The following is a 10,085-nucleotide window of genomic DNA, read 5'->3' on the forward strand; positions in this document are numbered from 1 at the left end:
GCTAAACCAGCCGCGATTAAAAATACACCGAAAAGAATACCAAAAATTGTCGTTCCCATATAAACACCTGTTAATTAGGTTTATCTGAATATTTCTGTTGGCATTATAGACTAATATTGAAGTTGGCTGTATTTACTTACGTAAATGTTTACCGCTGAGCAGCGATTAGGCAGCTTTAATCTTTGTAACAATCATTTTAAGAATGTGTGGTGCGCAGGGCATTACTGTAATTTATAATGCGCCGGATCAACCACAGTGGCTCCAGACAACCTATTTAAGCTGATGAACATGCATGTGAAAATCCGTTTTGCACTATTAAGCTTCTTGCTTTTATCCACCAGTATCAGTGTTGTTCCTGCCGCGATAGCGAGTGGTGGGGCCAGTGAAGTTAAGGGCAAAGCGCCTCTTGAGCTGGCCTCGGGAAGTGCTATGGTGGTTGATTTACAAACGAATAAAGTCATTTATGCTAACAATGCTGATGAGGTTGTGCCGATCGCTTCCATCACCAAACTGATGACAGCAATGGTGGTATTAGATGCTAAATTGCCACTTGATGAGATTATCTCAATTGATATCCATCAAACCAAAGAAATGAAAGGCGTGTTCTCACGGGTTAGAGTGAACAGTGAAATTAGCCGCAAAGACATGCTGCTGCTGGCGCTCATGTCGTCGGAAAACCGTGCCGCGGCCAGTCTGGCTCATCATTACCCCGGCGGTTATAACGCCTTTATTAAGGCAATGAATGCAAAAGCTAAATCGCTAGGAATGACTAAAACTCGCTATGTCGAACCCACCGGCCTCTCGATTAATAATGTTTCAACAGCGCGTGATCTCACTAAGTTATTGATAGCGACTAAGCAATATCCCCTCATTGGACAGTTGAGTACCACGACCGAGAAAATGGCAACCTTCCGCGAGCCAAATTACACGTTGCCTTTCCGTAATACTAACCATTTGGTTTATAACGACAAATGGAATATTCAGCTCACCAAAACCGGCTTTACCAATCAGGCAGGGCATTGTTTGGCAATGCGTACCGTTATTGGTAACCGCCCTGTTGCACTGGTTGTTTTGGATGCTTTTGGTAAATATACCCATTTTGCAGATGCAAACCGCCTGCGCAGTTGGATGGAAACGGGCAAGGCCGCACCCATCCCCGGTGCTGCAAAAAGCTATCGCCAGCAAAAAGATGCTCAAGGCCGCTTAGCTCAGGTATCCGAATAAATACAGCAATTGATAATAGAAAGGCAGAGTTTGCGAGTGACTGGCAAATTCTGCCTATAGTATTTAATAGATAGCGCTCATATTACTGATAAAAATTAGAAAATGAGTTTAAATACGCCAGTAATGGTCAGTAAGCCTACAATAAAAATGATCGCAATAATCCACAGTATTATTTTCATTTGTTCTCCCAGTCATCAAGATGAAAAAATAACGTTTACTAGTCATACCAACCTTAGTTGGTAGTAGACTATGACTATAGTTTGTCTGGAAGAATCCATACGCTATGATGCTGCAATTCGGATAATGCTTAATTATTCTGATTCAAACCATACCCATTACTGGTAGCGTTATTTTGTCTGCCAATATTTAAGTTTCGACGTTTTGCCAATCCCAGGGTTAAAGCTGTTGGTTGGGTCTATCTGCTGATAAAAAGCCTTTAAAGCTGGCTTGGCGATATAGAGGTGCCCGACATTATGTTCGGCTGGATATTCCGCCCCTTTATCATTCAGAAGAGCCAACATTTTTTGTTTTAAGGCGTGCGTATCGACTCCTTTCTTCACAATATAATCTTGATGAAACACATGGCACAAAAAGTGGCCATAATAGAGTTTGGCAACCAGACATTGGTCTATTTCAGGTGGTAGAGTTTCAAACCACTGCTCTTCATTACGTGGTAGAGCAATATCCAGTGCTAGAATGTCTTCAACTTTATCGGCATGAACTGCGTGATAGCGAACGGCTGCCCCAGCCGCAGCAAAACGATGCAAAAAAGCTTTTTTACCCTCATCGACGGTACAGGTAATAAAATTGCCTTCCGCAGTAGCAAAAAACTCCTTTAAAAATTGCTGGGCTTCAGTAATTCCTTGACCTGACATTTTCAACATCAAGTGATGCTCATATCTGTTACGATAACTCTTAAGCCGCTTTGGCAAATGGTTAGGCAATACCTGGCTAAAACCTTGCATGATCCGATCAGTTAAGTGATCAACCAGAAATGGAACTTTACTCAGGCGCGCATCAATTTTGCCTTTTAAGGTGAAAAAACGCGGCATATTATTGGTGCCCATACTGTTGATCATGACAAATGTATCTTTGCCATACACCTCCGCAATATCAAAAATGTCACGATGCATGTATTCACCAGCAATAGGCAAATGTTTGAAGTCGCGTAAAATAGCACGCCGCAGTTCTGTTAATACTTGGGTTTCATTGGTGCCGATATAAAAAACTTGCTGCTGTTTTTCACTGGGAAATGTATCTAACCGAACTGCAAATATAGCTAATTTACCCGCACATCCAGAGGCTTCAAATAGGCGCCTTGGGTCAGCATTAAAACGGGAAGGTGTTGGCGCATCAATATCTCTTACGCGTGTAGCATATTCGTGATCGGATGCTTGCTGTGTATTTTGAAGAATATCGCTGTCCCGATATTTACCCCGTTCTAAACGTTGTAAAATCTCCTCTGGTGTATTACCTAAATTAATTCCAAGATGATTAATTAATTGCAACTCACCTTGTGCATCAATTTGCGCGAATAGTGCCATTTCCGTGTAGGCGGGGCCTCTTTGAACCAAAGAACCACCTGAGTTATTGCAAATACCGCCAATAACAGAGGCGCCAATACAGGAAGAACCAATAACCGAATGGGGCTCTCGATCATAAGGTTTTAAGCGTTTTTCCAGTTGATTCAACGTGCTCCCAGGAAAGCCAATAATCTGCTTACCCTCACTGAGTAACTGAATCTGATTAAGGCGCAATGTATTCAATATAACAATAGGGCGGTCGTAATCATCACCACTAGGAGTTGATCCCTCTGTCAGCCCCGTATTGGCTGCTTGCATGATAACGATAGTGTCGGCTGCAACGCAGGCCTGCAATAACTGCCATTGCTGCAACAATGTCGACGGGAAGACGACCGCAAGGGCAGAACCCGCCCCTGATCGAAAACCGGAACGATAACGCTCAGTTTGTCGTTCGCCAGTCAATAAATAGCGGGCGCCTACAATATGCTGCAACTGAGCTAGCAAGGTTTGAGTTTTTTTATCGTTAGATTGATTCATACAAGCACATCCCTATCATTGCATTAATTTTGTGAAACTTTTCACGTCATTAGCGATTATATTGTTATTAGCGTTTGTGCTGCCCTCCGCTTAGCATGGCTAATGCGAGAGCTAATTTGCTCTGTATCACAATAATAATTTTTGATCATCAGACTATGAAGTATAGGATCGGATTTGATGATGACACGGATTAATAAGGCATTTTATGAGTGAGCATTTTGTTGGTAAATATGAGGTTGAGTTGAAGTTCCAAGTATCGGATATCACTCAATTGCATAAACGGTTAGTTATGCATAAAGCAATTGTGTTTACCGTCGATAATCATGAAAAAGATATCTATCTGGAAGCGAATAGCGGTGATTTAGCGGCTAAGCAAATAAGTATGGTTTTACGAGAAATGAATCCATCAGGGATTCGTTTGTGGATAGTTAAAGGGCCAGGCACCGAACGTTGCGAAGCGACTCATATTGAAGATATCGATAAAGTGCAGAGTATGTTGTCAACATTAGGCTATCAGCCAGCGTTTACATTGGAAAAACGACGTAGCATCTATTTTGTGGGAAAATTTCATGTCACGGTTGATGTCCTGGCTGGGTTGGGTGATTTTGCTGAAATAGCCATTATGACTGATGATGCTACGGCACTTAATAATCTCAAGGCTGAATGCCAAGATTTAGCTGACAGATTAGGATTATTGGCAAATCAACAAGAAAGCCGATCATACCGGCAATTACTTGGTTTCTAGCCCGCGTACGAACTCTCCTGGCGAAATATTGGCCGTTCTAGGTGTCACGGCCAGATAGCCTTATTTTTTCATCAAAGACTTCAAGTTAGCGAAGGGATTATGGGTGGCAACCCCTTGATCATTCTGCGCATCATCACCGGCAATGACAGTCGAACCATAGAGATCTGCTTCGGTATATTTAGAGTGCTCATGGTCATGACAAAAAAGGCATAACATCTCCCAATTACTGCCATCTTCGGGGTTATTGCTGTGATCATGGTCGATATGGTGAACCGTCAGCTCGCGTAGATTGGAATAAACGAACTCTCGTGAGCATTTACCGCAAACCCACGGGTAAATCTTCAACGCTTTCTCTCTATATCCACTTTCCAGACGCGCGTAGTTCTTCGGTATATATGCCATATCAGCCTTCAATTCTGCGAGAAATAAGGGGGCTATTTTAGCGTGAAAGCAAGCGGTAGACTATCTACTATTGGCGATTAATCTTTAAGTTATACTCCCTCATTATAGTCCGTCCCTATAGGAAGATATTGAATCAATTATAAAAATATGTGTCTAGATATTCATGTTGATACTGAGACTTTTTGAGACTTTTGCTGATGATTTAAAGGGGAAAGTCGTTTTACACTATCGAAGAGTTTTTACGGTCACTCTTTTACATTATTCAGGATAGAGTTATTAGCATAAGATTATGAGTATCCCGCTAATAGACTTATTTTACGGCAGGCAATACAGCGTATTTAGCCTGAAACCCTTTGCCGATACAGTTGAGGCGATATGAAAGAATCTGAGGTACTGGCCGAAGTCAGTAATGAAAACCAGACATTAGTCGCCGTGGTGCAGCAAGACCATCGGGTAGTGTACTTCTATATTTATCCGCAAGAGGCGTTTGAAGAACGTTTCCCTGTTCGCGCTTGTTGGGTGAGAAATTTGGTTGCAGCGCCATTATCGGCTGATAGTGGCGCTCTTGAACAAGGATTAGCTCCGCGATTAGCGGCCGAATTTTGCCGCAATGTGGCTGGTGAGGCTGAACTTGATGCGCAGCTTATTTCAATTATCTGGTCAGAAAGTGATGATGGCGCAGCATTATGGTATCAGGGGCAATTACTGGCGATTATTCCCGGCTGGAGTTTATATATTGATCACTCAGTTTGTTATTCTGCCAGTTGTATTAAAGACAACCCGCTGACATTACCTTTGGGGTCTGCTTCCACTAATACCCAATATACTCGTGCACAAAACACACGCCAATTCTGGCGAGTCTGGCAGCAGGAGGAAGGTAATCCTTGGCCTACATTACAGGCTGAATATATTCGGTGCTACGAACAACACTTTGGTCCCTCGGTTAAATATTATGCTATCGATCAAGGTAAATGGCCACCTATGGCTATCTCACAGCATGAGAAAGAGGGAATATATTATTTTCTGACGTTGGGGGTTAGTATCCGTCCTCAGCCATGGGTTGAAATATTATTTAATGACGATGCGGCTAAATACCGGCGTTTCGAAATGGCTATAGCGATTGATAGCCAATATGTTAATGAGGAAAATGCTATCCATATGGCTAGCGCATTGGCCGGTTTTGCTCATGTACCTTGGGGCAAAATAACGTGGCTGGGGGAAGGGCATACATTGGAGTCAGAGGTAGCCCCTCAAGGGTATGAAGGCTATATGTTATCATCAAAGCTTTATGACAAGGCTGATAGCCTAATATTGCCTCTCCAGCAAGATGACCCGGTTAATATATATTGGGCCAGTCCTGTTTTTGCCAGTGAAAGGGAATGTGCCCATAGTGCCCCAAATGGTGGACATGATTTACTAAAAAAACTGCAACAACAGGGTGTTAACCATATTTTCTCACCACGTGAACCCGTTATTTAATTTCATCTGAATATGGCGGATTTGATTTGCAGATTTTGTTATTCGGGTCTTAACTTAACAATGACGATAGCGGTTTGAGGCTGTAATGTTGAGTTTGTAATGAATGAGATAGGCAAATCTGCTATCAGTGATTTTTAATTTTATGGAGGTGCTTATGGGCATACTATCTTGGATTATTTTTGGTCTTATCGCCGGCATTTTGGCTAAGTGGATTATGCCAGGAGAGGATGGCGGCGGTTTTATTATGACTATAATCCTCGGCGTGGTGGGTGCGCTGGTTGGTGGCTATATCAGTACTTTCTTTGGTATGGGCAAGGTTGATGGGTTTAACTTTGGTAGCTTTGTCGTGGCGGTTATCGGCTCGCTGGTCGTGCTGCTTGTCTATCGAAAGTTGAGAAGTTAGAGGCTATTTAAATGCTTCCACAGTAATTTTAAATAATTATTCGTTGGCGGAATAAGCATTAATCAAAAAGTGTAAGCTCATCAACATATCAGAAAGGTGGCTAAATTTTGTCACCTTTCTCTCATAAAACTATCATCAATATGCAATAGAAATATTCGTTAATGGCTCATGACTACAGGCAATCTGAGAGACATGACATGGGCCAGGCATTACGTAAATTCACTGTGGCTGATTATCCAGCTGCGGTGTCAGAACCGCGTAAAAAGGTACTTGCTGTTAAAGGTTTAGTTAAGGCGTATAAGTCACAGCATCGAGTTCTGGATGATATTAATTTTGAGCTCCATGCGGGTGAATTTGTCGCAATAATTGGCCGCTCAGGGGCGGGTAAATCGACATTACTGCATGTTTTAAATGGTACTATTCCCAGCAGTGCTGGTGAAATTATTAATTATCATGACAATGGTGAGACACAGAATATTGCTGCTCTTACAACCAAGCAGATGCGAAAATGGCGGGCCAAATGTGGCATGATTTTTCAAGATTTTTGTTTGGTTCCTCGTCTCGATGTTATAACGAATGTTTTATTAGGTCGCCTCAATTACACTTCTACACTAAAATCATTTTTTAAAATTTTTGCAGACCAAGATCGCGCCAGAGCAATCGAGTTGCTGCAATGGCTTAATATGCTGCCACATGCGTTGCAACGCGCAGAAAACCTTTCGGGTGGGCAAATGCAGCGTGTGGCTATTTGCCGTGCCATGATGCAAAACCCTAAAATATTATTGGCTGACGAACCTGTCGCTTCTTTGGACCCAAAGAATACCACCCGAATTATGAATACCTTGCAGAAAATAAGTGAAAACGATATTGCAGTCGTCGTTAACTTACACTCTGTAGATTTAGTGAAAGAATATTGTACGAGAGTCATTGGTATTGCTCACGGACGGATTATTTTTGACGGGCATCCCTCTATGCTGAATGACACCATTATTCAGGATATATATAGCGACGAATCAACTGAGATTTTGCATTAATTCCCACTTATCCCTTTATCAGAATAGGTTATTTTAATGAAAAAAGTGCTTTGTCTTACCTCATTATTGGCAAGTGTAATGGCATTTAATGCCACTGCAGTGGATGCACCTAAAGAAATTAATCTGGGTATTTTGGGCGGGCAGAATGCGACACAGCAAATTGGCGATAACATGTGCGTCAAAGAATTTTTGGATAAGGAATTAAACGTTAAAACCAATTTGCATAATGCATCCGATTATTCAGGGGTTATTCAAGGTTTACTCGGCGGCAAGATTGACCTGGTATTAAGTATGTCTCCCTCCTCTTTTGCTTCTGTTTATATCAAAGATCCTAAAGCTGTCGATATCGTGGGTATTGCTATTGATGATACTGACAAGTCACGCGGTTATCACTCAGTTGTGGTCGTCAAAGCCGACAGTCCTTATCATAAAATTGAAGATTTAAAGGGAAAAGCGTTTGGTTTTGCTGACCCAGATTCAACTTCAGGTTTCTTGATCCCTAATCAAATTTTTAAACAGAAATTAGGTGGAACACCAGATAACAAATATAACAATTTCTTCTCTAGCGTGACATTCTCTGGCGGCCATGAGCAGGATATTCTGGGTGTTATTAACGGCCAATTTGACGGTGCAGTAACATGGGCATCAATGATCGGCGACTACAATACCGGTTATACCAGTGGCGCATTCACCCGCATGATTAGAATGGATCACCCAGACTTAATGAAGCAGATCCGTATTATCTGGGAATCGCCACTTATTCCTAATGGCCCGATTTTAGTCCGTGGCACATTGCCACCTGAATTCAAAGCGCAACTCGTGGCTGCGGTTAAAAAACTGGATAAAGAAGATCACGCCTGCTTTATCAAAGCGATGGGCGGCAAACAACATATTGGTGAAACATCACTAAGTGAATATCAAACAATCATTGATATGAAGCGCGAATTAACCAAAGGCGACCGCTAAGCCGGCTCTGCGGATAAAAATAGTTTAGCTCTGGCTTGCCGGAGCTATTTTTTAGGTGGTAGCTAATTTTGAATACGGACTTCAACCATTACTATCAGCGGGTTCGCGCTAAACAGAAACGTGAAACGTTGATTTGGTCATTGACGCTGGTCATTATCTATCTTGGTGCGGGAAGTATTGCCGAATTTAATTTACATACTGTTTTTATTTCTATTCCGCATTTTTTTGATTACCTGGTTGAAACTGTCCCCGTTCTCCATTGGCATAAACTATTGGCGGATGGTCATACGGAAGGTTCGTTGGCCTATTGGGGCTATCGTCTGCCGATTCAGTTACCACTAATCTGGGAAACTCTGCAATTGGCGGTGGCATCGACAATCTTGTCGGTAATAGTTGCCATTATTCTTGCCTTTTTGGCGGCGAATAATACTCAAAGCCCATCATGGGTGAGATTATCTATTCGGGCCTTTGTCGCCTTTTTACGCACGATGCCAGAATTGGCATGGGCAGTGATGTTTGTCATGGCTTTTGGAATTGGCGCGATTCCCGGTTTTCTGGCGCTGGCCTTACATACTATTGGCAGCTTAACCAAGTTGTTCTACGAATCATTGGAAACCGCATCGGATAAACCTGTTCGTGGCCTTGCTGCGTGTGGGGCAGGTAAATTACAACGGATGCGTTTTGCGCTTTGGCCGCAAGTCAAACCCATATTTCTTTCCTATAGCTTTATGCGGCTGGAAATTAATTTTCGCCAATCGACTATTTTGGGTTTGGTGGGTGCGGGGGGAATTGGTCAGGAGTTAATGACCTCAATAAAATTGGATCGCTATGATCAGGTGAGTATGACACTACTGCTGATTATTATCGTGGTTTCGCTGTTGGATTACACATCCGGCAAATTACGCAAGCGAGTTGTGGAAGGGGTTTCATAATGCTAAATAATAATCTAACCGCAGAGCAGCTCTTTACACTGAAGCAACAGCATCCGCAGATTTTCTTACAGCAAAAACGCTATATCAGATGGGTTACTCTCATTGGGGTAGCTATTTTTTTATATTACCTTTTTTTCTTTAAAACCTTTGGTATTCCCTGGCAGGCATTTGTTAATGGTAGCCAGCAAATAAGCCGATATTTTTTGCGCATGTTTGTTTGGCATGATTTTGTTAATTGGCCATTTAGATATTACTTTGGCCAGATTTTTATTACCTTAGCCATTGTTTTTGCCGGAACACTCACTGCAACATTGATTGCTTTACCTCTGTCCTTCTTGGCTGCGCGAAATGTGATGTCGACACCGGGTTTACGTCTTATTTCATTTGTCGTGCGCCGTTTCCTGGATATCTTCCGTGGTATTGATATGGCAATCTGGGGGCTGATTTTTGTGCGCGCTGTCGGGATGGGGCCACTTGCAGGGGTGCTGGCGATTATAATGCAAGATATGGGATTGCTCGGTAAACTTTACGCTGAGGGGCATGAAGCGGTAGATAAATCACCCAATCGTGGCTTAACTGCAATGGGGGCCAATGCCTTACAAAAACAACGTTTTGGTATTTTCACTCAATCATTTCCAACCTTTTTAGCGCTAAGCCTCTATCAGATTGAATCCAATACCCGTTCGGCCGCAGTGTTAGGTTTTGTTGGGGCCGGAGGGATCGGCTTAGTTTATGCCGAGAATATGCGCTTATGGAATTGGGATGTCGTGATGTTTATTACATTAATCATGGTGGTTATTGTCATGATTATGGATAAAGTCTCCGCTACTTTACGAAAGA

General features: G+C 42.4%; 10 protein-coding genes. 8 read left to right on the forward strand and 2 right to left on the reverse strand.

Annotated elements, in window-relative coordinates; genetic code table 11:
• The first annotated feature begins 288 nt into the window (after window positions 1-288).
• Window positions 289-1,224: a D-alanyl-D-alanine endopeptidase gene (gene pbpG / locus ACNSO8_RS03780; RefSeq protein ID WP_418393863.1), complete on the forward strand. Its 936-nt coding sequence runs from the start codon at window positions 289-291 to the stop codon at window positions 1,222-1,224.
• Window positions 1,225-1,571: 347 nt separating this feature from the next.
• Here pbpG and dld read toward each other — a convergent pair whose 3' ends face one another.
• Complete coding sequence (gene dld / locus ACNSO8_RS03785) at window positions 1,572-3,284, reverse strand: D-lactate dehydrogenase (RefSeq protein ID WP_418393864.1); 1,713 nt, start codon at window positions 3,282-3,284, stop codon at window positions 1,572-1,574.
• Between the two features lie 205 nt (window positions 3,285-3,489).
• On the opposite strand from dld, the gene cyaB reads away from it, so the two are divergent.
• Entirely contained in the window at window positions 3,490-4,029 is a 540-nt protein-coding gene (gene cyaB / locus ACNSO8_RS03790) for a class IV adenylate cyclase (protein WP_418393865.1), read from the forward strand.
• A 60-nt stretch (window positions 4,030-4,089) separates the two neighbouring features.
• Here cyaB and yajD read toward each other — a convergent pair whose 3' ends face one another.
• The gene (gene yajD / locus ACNSO8_RS03795; protein ID WP_025377708.1) at window positions 4,090-4,431 is read right to left on the reverse strand and encodes an HNH nuclease YajD; all 342 of its coding nucleotides are present in this window, start codon (window positions 4,429-4,431) and stop codon (window positions 4,090-4,092) included.
• A 375-nt stretch (window positions 4,432-4,806) separates the two neighbouring features.
• On the opposite strand from yajD, the gene ACNSO8_RS03800 reads away from it, so the two are divergent.
• The 6 genes from ACNSO8_RS03800 to phnE (ACNSO8_RS03825) form a co-directional block, all read left to right on the forward strand.
• Window positions 4,807-5,910: a suppressor of fused domain protein gene (locus ACNSO8_RS03800; RefSeq protein WP_418393866.1), complete on the forward strand. Its 1,104-nt coding sequence runs from the start codon at window positions 4,807-4,809 to the stop codon at window positions 5,908-5,910.
• A 154-nt stretch (window positions 5,911-6,064) separates the two neighbouring features.
• Entirely contained in the window at window positions 6,065-6,313 is a 249-nt protein-coding gene (locus tag ACNSO8_RS03805) for a GlsB/YeaQ/YmgE family stress response membrane protein (RefSeq protein WP_418393867.1), read from the forward strand.
• Between the two features lie 197 nt (window positions 6,314-6,510).
• The gene (gene phnC, locus ACNSO8_RS03810; protein WP_418393868.1) at window positions 6,511-7,347 is read left to right on the forward strand and encodes a phosphonate ABC transporter ATP-binding protein; all 837 of its coding nucleotides are present in this window, start codon (window positions 6,511-6,513) and stop codon (window positions 7,345-7,347) included.
• A gap of 36 nt (window positions 7,348-7,383) precedes the next feature.
• Window positions 7,384-8,313, forward strand: a complete 930-nt coding sequence (gene phnD, locus ACNSO8_RS03815) for a phosphonate ABC transporter substrate-binding protein (RefSeq protein WP_418393869.1) — start codon at window positions 7,384-7,386, stop codon at window positions 8,311-8,313.
• Window positions 8,314-8,381: 68 nt separating this feature from the next.
• Window positions 8,382-9,245 carry a phosphonate ABC transporter, permease protein PhnE gene (gene phnE / locus ACNSO8_RS03820; RefSeq protein ID WP_418393870.1) on the forward strand — a complete coding sequence of 288 codons (864 nt, stop codon included), beginning with the start codon at window positions 8,382-8,384 and terminating at the stop codon, window positions 9,243-9,245.
• The coding region (phnE, locus tag ACNSO8_RS03825; protein ID WP_418393871.1) for a phosphonate ABC transporter, permease protein PhnE at window positions 9,245-10,085 on the forward strand (841 nt) is incomplete at its 3' end. The genes phnE (ACNSO8_RS03820) and phnE (ACNSO8_RS03825), both read left to right, overlap by 1 nt.

This window comes from Yersinia sp. LJYL362, from assembly GCF_048323875.1.

Coding starts and splice junctions, on each gene's coding strand:
- ACNSO8_RS03805 (WP_418393867.1), top strand. CDS start 6,065: ATGGGCATACTATCTTGGATTATTTTTGGTCTTATCGCCGGCATTTTG.
- ACNSO8_RS03800 (WP_418393866.1), top strand. CDS start 4,807: ATGAAAGAATCTGAGGTACTGGCCGAAGTCAGTAATGAAAACCAGACA.
- cyaB (WP_418393865.1), top strand. CDS start 3,490: ATGAGTGAGCATTTTGTTGGTAAATATGAGGTTGAGTTGAAGTTCCAA.
- yajD (WP_025377708.1), bottom strand. CDS start 4,431: ATGGCATATATACCGAAGAACTACGCGCGTCTGGAAAGTGGATATAGA.
- phnC (WP_418393868.1), top strand. CDS start 6,511: ATGGGCCAGGCATTACGTAAATTCACTGTGGCTGATTATCCAGCTGCG.
- dld (WP_418393864.1), bottom strand. CDS start 3,284: ATGAATCAATCTAACGATAAAAAAACTCAAACCTTGCTAGCTCAGTTG.
- phnD (WP_418393869.1), top strand. CDS start 7,384: ATGAAAAAAGTGCTTTGTCTTACCTCATTATTGGCAAGTGTAATGGCA.
- pbpG (WP_418393863.1), top strand. CDS start 289: ATGCATGTGAAAATCCGTTTTGCACTATTAAGCTTCTTGCTTTTATCC.